The following is a 17,200-nucleotide window of genomic DNA, read 5'->3' on the forward strand; positions in this document are numbered from 1 at the left end:
TGCCAGCGGCATCAATTAATACCGGTCGCCGGCCGGAGCCGATACGGTCACCTGGACGCTGCGCTTGATGCCGGTGTTGCCGTATGTTGCGGTCAATGTGGCCGATCCTCTATTTTTGGCTTTGACCAAGCCGTTCTCGACGGCAGCGACATTGACATTGCTGCTCGTCCAGACGAGCTGGGAGCTGACCCGCTCGAAGTAGGACTTGTCCGGCAGCACGGTCAGAACCTTGTCGAGTCCCTTGGTGTCATTCTGGGTCATGGCTAGCGTTTGCGGCAATCGATAATCGACAACGGCCATGGTTTTGGTTTTGAACGGAACGTAGCCTGCGTTCAAGGCAATCTGTGCCTTCAGCGTCACGGAGCCGGGCGACAGGCCGGTTATAGCCGCATGATTGCTGTCCGGAGTTATGCGGACCCTCGTCTCGCCCGATGAGACCAGCCATTGCAGCTTGCCTAGCGGAAGGGATTCTCCAGCTGCCCAGCTTGCCGTCGCTGTCGTGGATTGGCCGACAAGCAGCAGATCGCCGATGCCGGCGATCTGGAGCTGAGGCTCCAATACGGTTACGGCCAATTCGCGTCTAATCGTTCCTCCGGTTTCAAGATTGGCCTGATATCGGGCTTGAATGGTGGCAGTGCCCTTGCCGACGGCCGTCAAGACGCCATTGTCGTTGACTTGAACAACGTTGGCGTTGCTGCTTGTCCAGCTGATATCCGGGACAATTGTGGAAGCCTGGGCATTCGGCATGACGCTCAGGCCGTTGTCTTTGAGAGACAGCTTTTCTCCCTTAATCATCGGAGAGAGCTCCTCCAGCAGCCTGAAATCGACAACGGTAAACGTCTTGGTTGCGCTCGCCGGCGCTGCATCTTCATCCGATAAAGGCACGGATGCTTGGACCTGTACGGTTCCGGGCGCCTTTGCCGTCAGCGAGGCTTGTCCCGGATGGCCGGCGGAAGGATTCAGGCTGGCCGTCGAATCGGAGCCGCTAGCCAAGGACCAGCTCAAGCCATCCATCGAGCGGCCGTTCTCCGGGTCCATCCATCCGGCTTGGAGGGTCAGCGACTGTCCTGGCGCAAGTCGATCCGCAGGGGCATCGAGGCTGAGCTGCGGTGCTTGGACCGTTACCGTCAAGCTGCGGGTGATCAGCCCGCCTGCCGCTCCGTTAGCCCGGTAGGATGCCGTCAGCGTCGCTATGCCCTCATTTAAGCCCGTGAGGCTGTAGCCGTCTTTGGGGCTGGCTGCGACTTTCGCAATGGAGCTGTTGCTGCTCGTCCATACGATGCCGGCAAGGATATCGGCTTTCAAGCTATCGGGATTCGCTTCCTGAATCAGTGAATTCAAGCTGGCAAGCCGATCTCCTTTGCTCATTCGATATGCATCCTTGGTTTGGAAGTCCACAATGGCAAAAGATCTCGATGCTTCCGTAGTGTAGGCTTCGCTCATAGGGAGCGATGCCTTGAGCGTGCCGGTTCCGGGCTTCAGCGCGGTCAGCTCAAGGCTGGATGGAGCTGACCGCTCCGTTTTAGCCAAGCTTGAAGGGGCGGATTCCAGCGACCAGACCAGCTTGGCAAAATCGAGATTTACGGTCGGATTCGATGATCCGACGGCAGCGGTCAGCGATTGGTTGACTGCAATACGGTCATACAGCCCCGACAGCTTGAGTCCGGGATCGATGATGGCGATGTCCTTGTACAGCGTCAGGGCGAATCCCGTTTCCATTCGCAATGCTGCCGAGGCCCGGACCGGATCCGTGGTCGGCTTGAGCGCTGCAAACGATGCCCCTGAAGAGGTCCCGCTGGAGATGGAGCCGCCTTGTCCGGTAGACCAAGCTGCCGAATAGGCGGGCACGCTTGTACTGGACGGCCAACTCACTGTCAGCGGAGTCGTTTCTCCCGGCAGCAGGCTGTTCTTGCCGGACTGGAGCGACGGTGCGGCGGCAATGGAGATATCCATAGTCCGGACGTTCAGCGTGATGATTTCGTTATTGCCAAGCTTTTGACGCGTCTCCAGCCGCAAGATGCCTCTTCCGGCCTGTGATGCGGCCAGCCGCTTGCTTTGAGTCGAGCTGCCGGACAGCGAGGAACCGGCTGCGCCAGCTGTCGGAGTCCATGACCAGAGGTAATCGATCGGCCGCGCGGCCGCGTCCACAGGCTGAACCGATCCCCAGACGCGGGACCACTCGGCAAGATTGTCCCCGGTCACAATGACGGAAGGCCCGCTCAGCCTCAGGTCCGGTTCCGTGACGGCAATCGTGACGGTCTGGCTGGTGTAGGTATGCAGATTGGTTTTTACGGTGGCGGAGACGACATATTCGCCAGGCTGCGTCGGATACAAAGCGCCGGTCCAGGTTTTATTGTCCGTGCCTTTCTTCTCCTCCACGCCCCTGTCGCCTTCCCTCTGAGGAGTCACCGACCATTCCACTCCCGCGGCGCTTACGATTTCACCGGTTGATTTGAGCAGGGATGCCTGCAGGCCGATCCGGCTGCCGAGCACGTATCGCAGCTGTCCGTCGGCAGTAGCGATCGAAAGGCCCGTCTGGATGACCCGGACCGTCGCCGAGGAGCTGATGCCTGTAATGCCGTCCGTTACGGTAATGACGGAGCTGGAGTTCTCCTTGAGCCCGGTCACCGTGCCGTTGTCGTTGACGATGACGGCATTTGGATTGCTGGATGTCCACGTAAGCCGAGACAGCGTCGCGTCGGCGGGATCATAGGAAGGGAGCAGCTTGTAGCTGTCTCCTTTGCCCAGCTCGGCTCCGGTGATCTCCAGCCTTGTCAGCGGCACGACCGCCTCCAGCGACACCGCATTGAATGAGGCCTCTGAAGCCGTCAGCTGCCCGATGTTGCGGAAGCCGAGCGATGCGGAGCTGAGGGAATAGCTTCCCGTCTGCAAGGCTTTGGCGGTCAGGGAGAAGGTTACGGGGCTCGCCGAGTACAAGGTGCCGGACGCATCCGGCCGGTACTGGATATCGGCCAGATTGCCGCTAATCGTATAGCCCTCGGCCAAGGTGCCGGTTTTGGAGAAGCCGGCCGGGAGGCCGCTCACCTCGATGTTCGCCGGCAGCTTCTCCGTGAAGGTCGGGGAGGCGATGACCATCCGGCTCTCTTCGCCCTGACGGTTCTGCACCGGCTGCGGCAGGATGCGATAGTTCAGCTGAAAATCCTTGCCCCGAACGGCCATCGATTCCTTCAACAGGCCATCGATGCTTCTGGAAACCTGGAGATCCGCCGATACGACCCGAATCTTGACCGGGATGACGACCTCCGATTTGGCTCCCTGCTTGTCCTGCACCGAAAATTTGACCTCGATATCTCCGCCCTTCGGGAGAGGATTGGGATACGATTCCGAGATCAGAGCTCCCGAGAGCGCCTGGCTGGACTGGTATTTGGTTTCCGTGACCTTTTTGCCGTCCTTGGTGTAGGTGAATTCGACCTTGGCCTGCAGCTTGCGGTCATTGAGATCCAGATCCTCCGGCGTGAAGCTCACCGGAATGTTCTGATAAGCCGGTATGATGTTGTCGGCGGCCGCGCTGTAGGCGACCGGAAGCTGCACGTTCAGATCGGGCTTGTGGTTGGACCCCATGTAGGCCCGGTACATCGTGTTGACGAACAGCTGCTGCTCCCACTCCGGGAATGTGCTCGCTCCGGTCGTGAAGTTGTGTCCCGTGCCGGAGTAGGTCACGTTGCCCTTGGAGTAGGTGTAGTAGTGGTTGTAGCTGTCCTCGGGATCCCGGATGTTCGAGCCGCTGCCGCCGGTGATGTTGTACCAGGGCACGACGTCGGGATCTTCCAGGTCCAGCATGAAATACTGGTCATGCGTGCTGGCGACCTTGGGCGTCCTTGCCTTGCCGCCCGAGTCGGTGAGCAGATTGAAAGGGAACCGGGTGAGCAGGCCGTCGTTCACGTTCTGCACCGTGGTGGATGCGAGCCTCGCGTTGAGGCCGATATTCGTGTACGTGCCGGTCTGGCCGGTGCTTTTCTTGAAATTGCTCGTCCAGACGTTGTCGGTCGTGCCGCTGCTTATGTAGACGGTGTCGTGGGTGAACATGACGCTCTGGCCCGTCTTGATGAAGGCGTTGACGGCGTCCGCAGCCGGCTGGGAGATGCCGGCGCTGCCGTTGTACGAATCCTTGAAGCCGAAGATCAGCATGTCGTAGCGGCCGCTGATCTTGTCGTAGCTCGTTTCGGAGCCGGCCTTGTTGAAGCTCGTCATGTCGGTCGTTCGGATGGAAATGCTGTAGTCCTCGGACGACAGGAAGCTTTGGGTCAGGACGGAGTTCTGAGTGAGCGCGCTGTACGTGTTGCCGTTGGGCATCACCTGAAGAACGCTGATCTGCGTCAGCTTGTCCCGATAACGGATGACTCCGGACTCGTAATCCTTCAGGCCGCTGTCGGTGTCGACCAGCTCAAGCTTCCAATAGTAGAGGCCGGAGAAGCCGCTCGGCATGCGGAAGCTGAGCTGGCCTGCCGAGCCCGCTGCGTCCGAGGAGGCTACGATCTGATCCGTAACGTAAGGAAGGGAAGAGTCCTGGTTCAGGTACAGATTGGCCCGCAGGCCGGAGCGTGCAGGCTTGTCGTATTGAAACGTCAGCACGTCGCCCGCTCGGTAGATCTTGTCGGGGTTCAGCGTATAGTTGACCGGCGACGATGTCAGCTTGAGCTGCGGACGTTTGTCCAGCAGGCTGATGTATTTGGTCTGGGCCAGAGTGGAGCCTAAATTCTTGAGGCCGTTTGCGTCCAGGTACAGCACATTTTCCCGTTTGCCGGACGGGGTGTTGTAGGGGCTGAATTTTTCATAAAGGACGCCTGGATTGGGAGCCCCGGCCTTGCCTTGATAGAGCAGCCCGTTTTTCGTGGCGCTGTCGCTGTAGAGCAGGACGAGCAGGCCTTTGTTGACGTAGCCGTCAATAAGAGCCTGGGCTTTCAGGCGTGTAATGTCGTTCAGGATATCCTTCGTTTTATGCGCCTTGTCCCGGTCGTCGTTGCTGGTCAGCAGGCCGAGGCTTTCGGGGTTGTATAGTCCCTTGCCGATATAGACCGCATCGTACAGGCCGTCGATGTCGGTCCGCATCGCGACGAACTTCTTCATGGAGAAGGTATCGACCTTGTAGCTGGACCCCAGGCTGAGGTCGGTCGTGCCGGAATCGGTGATTTCCAGGATGCGCCATGGGTCGGCTGCGCTGGCGGCGGAAGCTGTGGAAGGAGCTTGGCCAGGCGGAAGCGGAAGGCATTGGATCAGAAGGAGCAGGATGAGCGAATAAAAGACGAGGGCGCGCCGACGGCGTGTCATGATAAATTCTCCTTCCGAATGTCGAGAATTTTATAGGAAATATAGACTAATTTAGGTATCTAAGATTATAATTCAAATGCCTAAATAAGGATATATTTCGGCAAAAAATAGTTCTAGATAGCTGATATCCCCTTCAAATCAGAAGTAATTATGAGAATGTATAACGATATATCAATATTCTCTAAATGTTATTTCACATTCCGTCCTGAAAATAGAGTTAAATTTCAGACCTAAGACCTAAAAAAAACGATTCCAATTGCCGAATCACTACTACATAGAGCAACGGACGGAGGGCGGAGCAGGCATGAGCATGGGGAAAAAGAGGCTGGGCGACCTGCTTGTGGAGAGCGGCGTCATTACGGAGGCGGAGCTTCAGGAAGCGCTGCGAGAGCAGGGGAAATCCAAGCAGAAGCTTGGGGACCTTCTGATCGCGCAGGGATATATTACGGAGCAGCAGCTCATCGAAGTGCTGGAGTTCCAGCTTGGCATCCCGCATGTCAGCTTGTTCAAATATCAGATCGACCCTTCGATCGCCCAGATCATTCCGGAGAGCCTTGCCCGCCGCTATCAGGTCATTCCGCTGCATAAGGAAGGCGGCAAGCTGATGGTCGCCATGGCGGACCCGCTCGACTACTTCGCGATCGAGGAGCTGCGGATGAGCACCGGCTTCCGGATCGAGCCGGCGATCTCCAGCAAGGAGGAGCTGAACCGGGCGATCGCCCGGTTCTACGGCTTGCAGGATTCCATGAGCCAGATCATGGGCGACCTGCCGCTGCAGGAAGACATTGGAGAAATGGAGATCACCGACGAGGACTCACCGGTCGTGCGCCTGGTAAACGGCATGATTCAGCAGGCGGTCCAGCTCCAGGTATCCGACATCCACGTCGATCCCGGCGAGAGCCAGGTCGTCATCCGCTACCGGATCGACGGCATGCTGCGTTCGGAGCGGGTCATTCCGAAGCAGATGCAGGGCTTCATTACGGCACGTCTCAAGATCATGGCCCGGCTCAACATCGCGGAACGCCGGCTGCCTCAGGACGGACGCATCAAGATGCAGGTGGATTACCGCACCGTCGATATCCGCGTCTCGTCGCTCCCGACGATACACGGCGAAAAGCTCGTGCTCCGGATTCTGGATCTCAGCGTCGGCGTCAAGGGCATCGACCAGCTCGGCTTCAGCGCTCCGAACTACAGCCTCTTCAAAGGCATGGTGGAGTCGCCTTACGGCATCGTGCTTCTGACCGGGCCTACCGGCAGCGGCAAAACGACGACCCTCTACTCTGCGCTCCAGCATCTCAACAAGGACAGCGAAAACATCATCACCGTCGAGGATCCGGTCGAGTACCAGCTTGACGGCATCAACCAGGTCCACGTCAATCCGGCGATCGGCCTGACGTTCGCGGCCGGCCTGCGCTCGATTCTCCGGCAGGATCCCAATATCGTCATGGTCGGGGAAATACGGGATTCGGAGACGGCGGAGATCGCCATCCGCGCCTCGCTCACGGGCCATCTCGTGCTGTCGACGCTGCATACGAACGACGCGGTCAGCACGGTGACCCGGTTCCGGGACATGGGCATCGCCCCTTACCTGATTGCCAGCTCGCTCGTCGGCGTCGTCGCGCAGCGGCTCGTGCGCCGGGTGTGCCCCGACTGCAGGCAGGCGCATGCGCCGACGGAGCAGGAAGCCATCCTGCTCCGCAGCTACGGCGTGGAGACGGATACGCTGTATCGCGGCGCCGGCTGCGGCAGCTGCAGCAAGACCGGCTACCGCGGACGGATCGCCATCCACGAGGTGCTGGCCGTCTCGGACGAGCTGCGCCGGATGATCGGCGGCGAGGCGTCGGTGCTGGAGCTGCGAGCCGCTGCGGAGCGGGCCGGGCTGACAGGCCTCCTGCAGGATGGCATGGAGAAGGTGCGTCAGGGTCTGACCACGCTCCAGGAGGTCATGCGCGAGGCGGTCATGCAGTAAGAGCAAGAGGCCTTCTTTAAGAAACGAAGAGGCTCCGCGTTGTCGACATGGGGAACGGGAAGGAACCGAGAAAGAGCATGAGACAGGAGAGATGGCGATGAAGCAGCCGCTGGACAGGATGCTGGAGCTGCTTGGCGAAGCCCGCCGCAGAGGAAGCTCCGATCTTCATTTGTCGCCTGGCGCGCCTCCGATGCTGAGGACGGCCGGACGGCTGGAGAGCTGGGGAGCGCCGCTCACCGCTGCGGAGGCGGAGGCGATGATCCTGCCGCTGCTCGGCAGCGGGATGGAGACCAGCCTCCGCGAGCAAGGCGAGGCCGATCTCGCTTATGAAGCCGATGGGACGAGGTTCCGCCTCCATGCGTTCCGGCAGCGGGGAGGCATCAGTCTCGCCGCGCGGGTCATCCCGGCCTCGGTGCCTTCGCTGGAAGAGCTCGGAGTGCCTGTTATCGCCCGGGAGTGGGCGGAGCGCCGCCAAGGGCTGCTGCTCGTCACCGGTCCGACGGGAAGCGGCAAGTCGTCCACGCTGGCTTCGTTGATCGGACATATCAACCGGACGTCGGGCCGCCATATCGTGACGCTGGAGGATCCGGTCGAGTACGTCCACCCCCATGGAAAGTCCCTGATCGATCAGCGGGAGGTCGGAATCGACACAGCCAGCTTCGAGAGCGGACTGCGCGCGGCGATGCGGGAGGCGCCGGATGTCATCCTGGTCGGCGAAATGCGAGATCCGGAGACGATGGCCGCCGCTCTGACGGCGGCGGAGACGGGCCATCTCGTCCTGTCGACGCTGCATACGGCCGACGCGCCGCAGACGGTGGACCGGATCATCGATTCGTTTCCGGCATCCAGGCAAGGGCAGATCCGCTCCCAGCTCGCCTCGCTGCTCATTGCGGTGCAGTCGCAGCGGCTGCTGCGGCGCGCGGACGGCACGGGCCGTCTGTGCGCGGCGGAGATCATGGTGAATACACCGGCAGTGGCGAACCTGATCCGGACGGAGAAGGTTCATCAGCTCCGCAGCGTCATGCAGACCGGCAGGGCGCAAGGCATGTGCACGCTGGAGGGGAGCGTGCGGACGCTGCTCCAGCAGGGATTGGCCGATCCGGCGGAAGCCAGGGCTTATTTGAGCGAAAGGGGCGAGTGACGCTTGGCGCAATTTCAATATCACGTCAAGAGCGGCAGCGGCAAGCAGCTGAAGGGCATGCTCACGGCGATGGACAAGCCGTCCGCCATGGAAGAGCTGCGGCGGCGCGGCCTCATCGTCCTTTCGCTGGATGAGCATCGGAACACCGTCCTCAACATGGACATCTATATCGGCAATCCGGTCAAGACGGCTCACTTCATCGTCTACTGCCGCCAGTTCGCCACCCTGATCCGCGCCGGAGTCACCATCGTGGATGCGACCGAGATTCTCGCGCAGCAGACGGAGAGCAAGGCGCTGCGCAAGGCTTTGCAGGATGTGCACTCCGCCCTGCTGAGGGGCACCTCGTTTTCCCAGGCCGCGCAGGATCACAAGCGGATTTTTCCGGTCATGTTCACGAGCATGATTCGGGCCGGCGAAGAATCCGGCGACCTGGAAGGGACGCTTGAGAGGCTGGCGACCTTCTTCGAGAAGGGGCATGTGACGCGGGAGAAGATCAAGTCGGCGCTCACGTATCCGGTCATTGTCGGCATTCTGGCGATCGCGGCGGTCGTGTACCTGCTGAAGGCGATCGTGCCGCAGTTCGTCGCGATGTTCGAGTCGATGAACGCGGAGCTGCCGGCGATCACCAAGATCGTCATGGGGATGAGCAAAAGCGTCGAGAACCAGTGGTACATCTGGATCCTCGTCGCGATCGTGCTTGTCGGCGGGGTATACGGCATTTCGCGGACGGAGCGGGGCGGCTACGGTCTCGATTACCTCAAGCTCAAGATGCCGGTATTCGGCAAGCTGCAGCAAAAGGGCGCTATCGCCCAGGTGTCGCGAACGCTGTCCTCGTTGTATGCAAGCGCGGTTCCGATGCTCCAGTCTCTCCACATCGTGGAGGAGGCGGTCGGCAACCGGGTCATTGCCGGGTATCTGCGCAAATCGGCGGACTCGTTGAGGCGGGGCAACCCGCTGTCGGAGCCGCTCAAGAAGGCATGGGTGTTCCCGCCGCTGGTGACGCAGATGATCGCGATCGGCGAGGAGACCGGGGCGCTCGACCAAATGCTCGCCAAGGTGGCGGACTTTTACGAGATGGACGTCGACAACACCGTCGACTGCTGAAGTCGCTGATCGAACCGCTGCTGATCGTGTTCCTGGCGGGAATCGTAGGGCTGATCGTCGCGGCGATCATGCTGCCGATGTTCAGCTTGTACGGGCAGATGGGATAGACAACAAGAATGAATGACATAGATGGATGGGCAGCTTGGAAGGCAAGGCGGGGCATGCAGTGAACCCTGATGCCCTTGAGAATGACAACAAAATGAATATGGGAGTGATCGAGATGACAGCAGTATTGAAACGTCTGAAGAAGGACGAGAAGGGCTTCACGCTGATCGAGCTTTTGGCGGTTATCGTTATTTTGGGTATTATTGCGGCGATTGCGATTCCTGTTATTGGAAACATCTTGAGCAAAAACAAAGAAAAATCGGATTTTCAAACTGCTAGACAAATTTATGATGCAGCACGTTTATACGTAACGACCGAAAAAAATGGGGATTTTAAAGGGGTCGAAGTACCAATTGTAACTACTGGGACTACAAATGATGATCTGCAGGACAAAGGATACTTAGATAAAAATATAACCCTGCCAAGTTCTAAAGCTCCTATTAGCGCTGGCATTGTGAAGTTTCAAGCCGATGGACAGCTTTTGTATGTATCCATTGTAACGGGAGCTTCACCTAATGAAGTAACAAAGTTTTATAAAGGCAGTGATGTTATTAAAGGCGAGGGCGAGTCTGTAACAAGTGCGCCTACTAATCCCTAAAAACATTTAATGACCTTCCTCTTCACTTTATACCTCTTCCTCATAGGCCTCGCCTGCGGCTCGTTCTTCAACGTCGTCGGCCTGCGCGTGCCGCTCGGCCAGTCGCTCGTCGCGCCGCCGTCGAGCTGCCCGTCCTGCGGGCAGCGGCTCGCCGCGCGGGACCTCGTGCCCGTGCTGAGCTATGCGCTCAGCCGGGGACGCTGCCGACACTGCGCTGCGCCGGTGTCGGCGCTCTATCCGGCCGGCGAGCTGGCGGCCGGCCTGCTGTTCGTCTGGGCCTACCTCCGGTTCGGCCTGACGGCACAGGGGGCGATCGGCGCGCTGCTGGCCAGCCTCTCCGTCATCGTCACCGTGTCGGACATCCGCTATATGCGGATCCCCAACAAGGTGCTGCTGGCTTTTGCGCCGGTGCTTCTGGCGCTGCGCATTCTCTACCCCGGCGAGCATTCCATCCTCTATTACCTGCTGGGCGCATTGGCCGGCGGAGGCCTTCTGCTCGCCGTCGCCTTGATAAGCCGGGGAGGGATGGGCCTCGGCGACGTCAAGCTGCTCGCGGTGATCGGCCTCGCGCTCGGCTGGCCGGGAACGCTGCTGGCGCTCATGATCGGCAGCCTGGCAGGCACGCTCGGCGGGAGCATCCAGCTCCGGGCCGACAAACGAAGCGGCGACGGAAGTGCCCGGCAGCCGATTCCGTTCGGGCCGTACCTGGCGCTGGGCGCGCTCATTGCCTACGGCTGCGGAGATGCGCTGATTGACGGTTACCTGAATTTATTTACGTAGCGGGAAGTGATGATACCTATGCTCGCAATGGGCAGCAAGCGGATCGGGATGACGGTGGACGCCTCCGGAATCCGGTATGCGACTCTACGGAAGAAAAATGGATGGGAGATCGAGAAGACCGGCTTCTACCCGTTCCCGCCCGGGCTCATCGAGCAGGACGGAATCATCAATGGTGAAAGCCTGCGCATCTCCATCCGCCAATGGGCCAAGGAGGAGCGGCTGCAGGGGGCTTCGGCCATTCTCGCCGTGCCGACTTCCCAGGTCATCGTCCGGCGGCTTACGATTCCGGCGGTGAATGACAGGGAGCTTCGCGAGCTCATCCACCTCGAGGTGGAGACGGCGATGCATCTTCCCTTCGACAATCCCGTCTATGATTACGTGCCGGTCGTTCGCGGAGAGGAGACAACGCAGGTTCTCGTCTACGCAGCTCCGCGCAGCTGGATCGATCCGCTCGTCTCCATGCTCCGGGAAGCCCGGATCAAGGTTGTCGGCACGGGCATCGCGGCGACGGCCATCCAGGGAGCGGTGAATCCGCTCAACCTGGAGCCGCCTTCGGGACATATGTACATTCATCTCAAGGGCGCTTCGGTGGAAATCGCCATGTTCCATGAGGGAAATCCCGTCTTCATCCGTTCCATTGACGAAGACGGAACCTCGGAAGGGCTGAGCGGCCTGCGCGTCGGAGAGCTGACGGCCGAAATCTCGCGGATGCTCAGCTTCTACCAGTTCGGCATCCATGAAGGAAGCTACAAGATTACGAAGGGCATCCTGTCCGGCGGAGGCGACAGCGCCAAGACGCTGCTGAACGCCTTGCGCCAAGCGCTGCCTGACGTGGACTTCTATGAAACGGGAGCGGCCTCCATCGCGGCCGGGATGGATTCCGACATCGCCGAGAACTATATGGTGCCCGGCGGCCTGCTCGTCCGCAGCGACTCGGTTCGGCGGCTGACGCTGCTTCCCCGCATCGACCGCGAGACCCGCTATGCCCCGCTGGTCGTGTCGCTGATCGCGGTCGCCTGGATCGCTTGCGCCGCTTTGTCCGTCTACGGCTATACGGCTGCTGCAACAGACGCGTCCCGCAAGGAAGAGCGGAAGCTCGCCTTGAGCCAGGAGCAGCTTGCCCTTCAGCGGCAGATCAGCAAGGCAGGCAGCTCCGCGGCAAGCGGCTCCGATCCGTATGAGCTAGCCGAGCAGCTGCGCGCCTCCAAGCAGGATGTCGCCGCTCTGGCCCGCGGTCTGGAGGAAATCCTGCCGCCTGCTTCCCGGCTCATCAACTTCCGGTATGCCAAGGGCGGCCAGCTCCTCGTCGACGTCCGGATGGCGGCGCTGGGCGATGCCTCGAAATACCTGTTCGATCTTCGGAGGGTTTCCTGGATTGCCCATGCGGAGATGAACACGATCGCTGCCGCCGACTCGGGAGCCGTCCTTGGCTCGGGCGATACCCCAACCGCTTCGGCCTTCACCGTTTCTTATTCCATCCGTATCCTGCCGGCCGATCAACAGCAAGGGAAGGAGGCGACAGCCGATGGCACGGCGCCGTAATACGCTTATCCTGCTGACGGCGGTCATTCTGTTCCTGCTTCTGCTGCTGTACGCCTTCTACTTCGTCAAGCCGGCCTTTGACAAGTCCGCGGCTATGGATGGAGAGATCGCCCAGCAAGAGAGGCTGACCGAAGTGCTGCGCAAGAAGCTGGCGGAAAAACAGACTGCAGCCGAAACCCGTCCTGTCGACGGCGTCCAGGGAGCGCTGCCTTACTGGGACAACACCGAGCAGCTGGCGCTTGATCTCGAGCGGATCGGCACCGAGGCCAAGGTGAGCCATGCTTCGCTGAGCTTCACCGGCGATTTGTCCGCGTCGGAGCCGCTGGTTGGACGCAGCGGGACGGCAGCCGGAACCGCCAGCGTCCAAGGCGCTGTCTCCGGCTCCGAAGCGGGCTCGGCGGCGGCGCCTGATGCCTCCGCTTCATCCGATCCTCTGACGGCTGCCGCGGAGGGCCAGTCGGCCTCGCCGGAAGGGGCTGCCCCAGATCAGGCCGGCCAAGCCCAAGCGGCAGCGGCCGAACCCCGCAAGCTGCAGGTCGCTGCGGTAATCAAGGGAAGCTACGAGTCCATATTGGCTTACGTGGAGCAGGTGAACCTCATGGAGCGGATCACGACCGTCGACTCGCTCGAGATTGCCCGAGGCGCCTCCGGCTCGGAGGACGGACGGGAGCTGACCGTGAACTTCGCCTTCACGGCTTATTTCGATCCTTCCTACCGCAGCCAGGTGGAGAGCGCGCTGCTCCCTTACGCCGATTCTTCCGCACCTTCTCACTAATAGGCACCAAGCTCCAACTCCAGCCGGTCCTCCAGGACCGGCTTTTTCGCGTCCTTTCGGCCCCGAAGCTTCGACTCCGGCATGCCTTCTTTCGCCTTATACCCGATTATGCCAAAAACTTTTCCCCTGATCTCCTTCAATCCCGACAGGCGCCACCTCCATTCGACGCGTTAAGCAATGAACTAAATCCCGTTAAGAATCTTCCAGAAGGTGGAATTTGTTACATGGCCTGCAACGTATGGGGGCTGCCGCGAAGCCCGCCGCCTCAAGCGCGGCAAGCTTTCTCGCCTGACGCCGACAATCGCGCGCGGTGCATTCGCCAAGCCGGAGGTTTTGTCGGAAAAAACTTTTGGCGCGGACCCTTGTTCTGACAAACTTTCTTAAAACGGCCCTCTATAATCAGACCTACACAAAGCGGAAATGGTGGTGCCGGTATGAAGGAAAAGGCCAACATCGTCCTGTTCCCGGGACAGCAGCGGACAAGCCGTACGGCGGACGCGCTGCGCAAAGGAAAGGAAAGGGCCGCATCGCTGAGGGCGGTGCAGCTGGTCGCCTCGAAGAGGTGGACGATCCTGCTGGCTCTGGTCGGGTTCCTGCTCGGAAGGGCGGTCATTCTGGAAAATTTGATGCCGTTCGCTCCCGCGTACTTCGCGGTCGTCTTCTTCCTCCGAAGGGATGTATACAAGCTGGCGGCCGTGTCGCTGGTCGCGGGAAGCCTGCTGGCGGCGACGCCGAGCGCCATCCCGATCGCGATGGAGATCGCGGTGCTGTTCCTGCTCCTCAAGGGGCTGGAAATGTACGAGAAGGCGGAGCTGTCCCAGGCCCCGATTCTCGTCTTCGTCGCCACGCTGGTCGTGAAGCTGTTCGGGGCGTTCGTGCACTCTACGCTCGGCTGGTACGACCTGATGATGGTCGGCGTGGAATCGGCGCTGGCATTTGTGCTGACGCTCGTGTTCGTCCAGGCGATCCCGGTGCTGACGCTCACCCGCAAGAGCAATGCGCTCAAGAATGAGGAGATCATCTGCCTCATGATCCTGATGGCGTCGGTGATGACCGGCGCGGTCGGATGGAGCGTCTCGGGCTTGTCCCTGGAGCATGTGCTCTCCCGCTACATGCTGCTGCTGTTCGCGCTGGCTGGCGGAGCCCCGCTCGGCGCTTCGGTCGGCGTCGTCGCCGGGCTCATTCTCAGCCTCGCCAACCTCAATGCGATCGTGCAGATGAGCCTGCTCGCGTTCTCCGGCATGCTGGCCGGGCTGATGAAGGAAGGCGGCCGGATGGCCGTTGCTTTCGGGATGCTGCTCGGTTCCTCCATTCTCTCTATTTATATAGGAGGCCAGACGGATGTGATGGCCAGCACCTGGGAGTCGGTCGCAGCGGCGGCGCTGTTCCTGCTCACCCCCAAGATCGTGGTGAAGACGATCTCCCGGTATGTGCCCGGCACGAGCGAGCATGTGAAGTCCCAGCATGAATATGCGAAAAGAGTGCGGGAAGTGACGGCCCAGCGGGTCACGCAGTTCTCGGAGGTGTTCCGCCAGCTGGCGAGCAGCTTCGGACAGCTCAATACGCCGGCGGCGCAGAAGCCCGCGGAGGAAGAGATCCAGCATTTCATGAATGCCGCGTCCCAGAAGGTCTGCTCGAACTGCCACCGCAAGGATATGTGCTGGAACGGCAAGTTCTACGACACCTATAAGATGATGACGGAAATGATGACGGCGGTGGACGAGGGCCATGACGGAATCCGGAAGGACAAGCCCCGCACCTGGACGAGCCATTGCAGCAAGACCCACCTGGTGATGGCGGCGCTGCAGCAGCAGCATGAGCGGTACAAGCATGATCTTCATTGGAAAAAGCAGATCTTCGAATCGCGCCAGCTCGTTGCGGATCAGCTGAGCGGCGTGTCGCAGATCATGGAGGATCTTGCCCGCGAGATCCAGAGGGAAGGCCAGACGCTTCATCTGCAGGAGGAGCAGATCCGCGACGCGCTGGAATCGCTGGGGCTGTCCATACACGGACTCGATATTATCAGCCTGGAGGAAGGAAATGTTGAGATTGAGGTGTACCACACGTTCCCGAAAGGGCATGACGAAAGCCGCAAAATCATCGCGCCGCTGCTTAGTGATATCCTGGGCGAGCATGTCGCGGTGAAGGCGGAGCGGAATCCCGCCAAGCACGGGGAGCCGAACCTGGTCGTTTTCGGTTCCGCCAAGGAGTACGAGATCGAGACGGGCATCGCCGGTGCGGCCAAGGGCGGCGACCTGCTGTCGGGAGACAGCTTCAGCACCGTCGAGCTCGGCAACGGCAAGTTCGCTGTCGCCATCAGCGACGGCATGGGCAACGGGGAGCGGGCGCGGCTGGAGAGCAGCACGGCGCTCAGCATCCTGCAGCAGCTGCTGCAGTCCGGCATGGACGAGCAGCTGGCGATCAAGTCGGTCAATTCGGTGCTGATGCTCCGATCGCCGGATGAGATGTTCGCCACGGTCGACGTGGCTCTGATCGATATGTATACGGCCCATACGACGTTCATGAAGATCGGGTCGACGCCAAGCTTCATCAAGAGGGGCCAGGAGGTCATTCCGGTAGCCGCCAACAACCTGCCGATCGGCATTTTGCAGGAGATCGACGTCGATCTCATCAGCATGCAGCTGCAGCCGGGGGATACGCTCATCATGATGACGGACGGAATCTACGATGCGCCGGGCCATGCGGTGAACAAGGAGCTGTGGATGAAAAGGGTGATCCAGGAGATGCAGACGACGGACCCCCAGGAGATTGCCGATACGCTGCTGGAACGGGTCGTTCGCCACTACAAAGGCGAGATTGTCGACGACATGACGGTCGTCGTGGCGAAGATCGAGAAGCATGTGCCGGAGTGGGCGTCCTTCCGCTGGCCGGGAGTGAACAAGTTCGAGCGTCCCCGCACGGTGAGCTGAAGACGTTTGTATTCCCATTCCCTATCCGGCTTCCTGCGCCTGTGACCAGGCGTTGACCATCTGATCTATCCGGCTCCCATGCGGAGCGTCATAAACCCACTTAATTAGGAGGAACAATTCTCATGGCGATATCCATCCGTAAAAACCCAAGCGGTGCCCGTTCACGTAAAAAGCGCGAGAATCTGCTCATGAAGCAGCTTCAAAGGCTGGAGGAGATCCAGCGGCAGGAAGAGGAAGCCCGCAAGCTGGAGGAAGAGCGCCGCCGCGAGGCGGAACGGGCCAAGCGCCGCGAGGAGGAGCTGAGGCTTGAGGAGCTGCGCTTGCAGGAGATGCTGCTGAGGGAGATGGACCGGATGCGCCTGCGGACCGACCGCAAGCGCGGCAAGCGGCTGTGGACGGCGGAGGAGCGGATGGCGCAGCGCGTCTTTGCGGCGGCTCTGATGGAGACGGCTGCAGCGTCGGCAGCCGCCCATCAGGCGGAGCAGAGCGGGTACGCCGAAGGCAGGATGGAGGTGCTGTCCGCAGGCGGCGGCAAGCCGGGCTCTCGGCAGGCAGCCTCCACGGCGAGAGAGCGGCAGCCTGAGCTGGTGACCCTGCAGGGCGGCCTTGTCGTCAAGTCCGGCCGGGACGTCCAGATTATTAGATCGACGGGATGCCATGACGTCCAAGGGAAGACGGCGGTGGACGGTTCCGGCGCATCCTTGCCGAAGATGCTCAAGAGAGAGGCTTCGGCCGCCCAGCCTCATGTCTCATCAAGTGCCGTACAGCTTGCGAAGGCTCCCGCGGGACGGCGGCGAACAGCCGGGCTCCGCGACCGCCGAATGCGATGCAGGCCCGCCAGAAGCCCATGCCTGGACAGCGGCCGCCGCGGCTCCGCCAGGAACAAGAGCGAGGAGGTGGCAGCAGAGCGAGAATAGCTTTGACTCCATAACCGCCTCCCTTCATGCAGGCAAGGCGTTCCCATAAA

The 17,200-nt window shown here is 60.6% G+C and carries 9 protein-coding genes and 1 pseudogene; 9 read left to right on the forward strand and 1 reads right to left on the reverse strand.

Going from position 1 to position 17,200, the window contains the following annotated elements:
* Positions 1 to 15: 15 nt before the first annotated feature.
* Positions 16 to 5,289, reverse strand: coding sequence for an Ig-like domain-containing protein (locus tag PHU01S_RS18270; RefSeq protein WP_127509012.1), 5,274 nt, complete (start codon positions 5,287 to 5,289; stop codon positions 16 to 18).
* A gap of 304 nt (positions 5,290 to 5,593) precedes the next feature.
* Here PHU01S_RS18270 and PHU01S_RS18275 point away from each other — a divergent pair, with 304 nt between their 5' ends.
* From PHU01S_RS18275 to PHU01S_RS18315, 9 genes and pseudogenes are all read left to right on the forward strand, one after another.
* Positions 5,594 to 7,258 (forward strand): GspE/PulE family protein, encoded by a 1,665-nt coding sequence (locus PHU01S_RS18275; RefSeq protein WP_127509015.1) that lies wholly within the window; start codon positions 5,594 to 5,596, stop codon positions 7,256 to 7,258.
* Between the two features lie 97 nt (positions 7,259 to 7,355).
* Entirely contained in the window at positions 7,356 to 8,399 is a 1,044-nt protein-coding gene (locus PHU01S_RS18280; protein WP_127509018.1) for a type IV pilus twitching motility protein PilT, read from the forward strand.
* 3 nt (positions 8,400 to 8,402) lie between these two features.
* Positions 8,403 to 9,610: pseudogene (locus PHU01S_RS18285) on the forward strand (type II secretion system F family protein).
* Positions 9,611 to 9,636: 26 nt separating this feature from the next.
* Positions 9,637 to 10,206 (forward strand): prepilin-type N-terminal cleavage/methylation domain-containing protein, encoded by a 570-nt coding sequence (locus tag PHU01S_RS18290; RefSeq protein ID WP_246029272.1) that lies wholly within the window; start codon positions 9,637 to 9,639, stop codon positions 10,204 to 10,206.
* Positions 10,207 to 10,215: 9 nt separating this feature from the next.
* Positions 10,216 to 10,986 (forward strand): prepilin peptidase, encoded by a 771-nt coding sequence (locus PHU01S_RS18295; protein ID WP_127509021.1) that lies wholly within the window; start codon positions 10,216 to 10,218, stop codon positions 10,984 to 10,986.
* Between the two features lie 9 nt (positions 10,987 to 10,995).
* A complete protein-coding gene (gene pilM, locus PHU01S_RS18300; protein ID WP_246029274.1) occupies positions 10,996 to 12,528 on the forward strand; it encodes a pilus assembly protein PilM in 1,533 nt (510 codons plus the stop codon).
* The gene (locus PHU01S_RS18305) at positions 12,512 to 13,303 is read left to right on the forward strand and encodes a type 4a pilus biogenesis protein PilO (protein WP_127509027.1); all 792 of its coding nucleotides are present in this window, start codon (positions 12,512 to 12,514) and stop codon (positions 13,301 to 13,303) included. The genes pilM and PHU01S_RS18305 overlap by 17 nt, the downstream gene beginning before the upstream one ends.
* 434 nt (positions 13,304 to 13,737) lie before the next feature.
* Positions 13,738 to 16,233, forward strand: a complete 2,496-nt coding sequence (spoIIE, locus tag PHU01S_RS18310) for a stage II sporulation protein E (RefSeq protein WP_048748569.1) — start codon at positions 13,738 to 13,740, stop codon at positions 16,231 to 16,233.
* A 122-nt stretch (positions 16,234 to 16,355) separates the two neighbouring features.
* Positions 16,356 to 17,150, forward strand: coding sequence for a hypothetical protein (locus PHU01S_RS18315; protein ID WP_127509030.1), 795 nt, complete (start codon positions 16,356 to 16,358; stop codon positions 17,148 to 17,150).
* The last annotated feature ends 50 nt before the right edge of the window (positions 17,151 to 17,200 follow it).

The sequence above is a fragment of the Paenibacillus humicus NBRC 102415 genome (genome assembly GCF_004000905.1).
GTDB classification, from domain to species: domain Bacteria; phylum Bacillota; class Bacilli; order Paenibacillales; family Paenibacillaceae; genus Paenibacillus_O; species Paenibacillus_O humicus.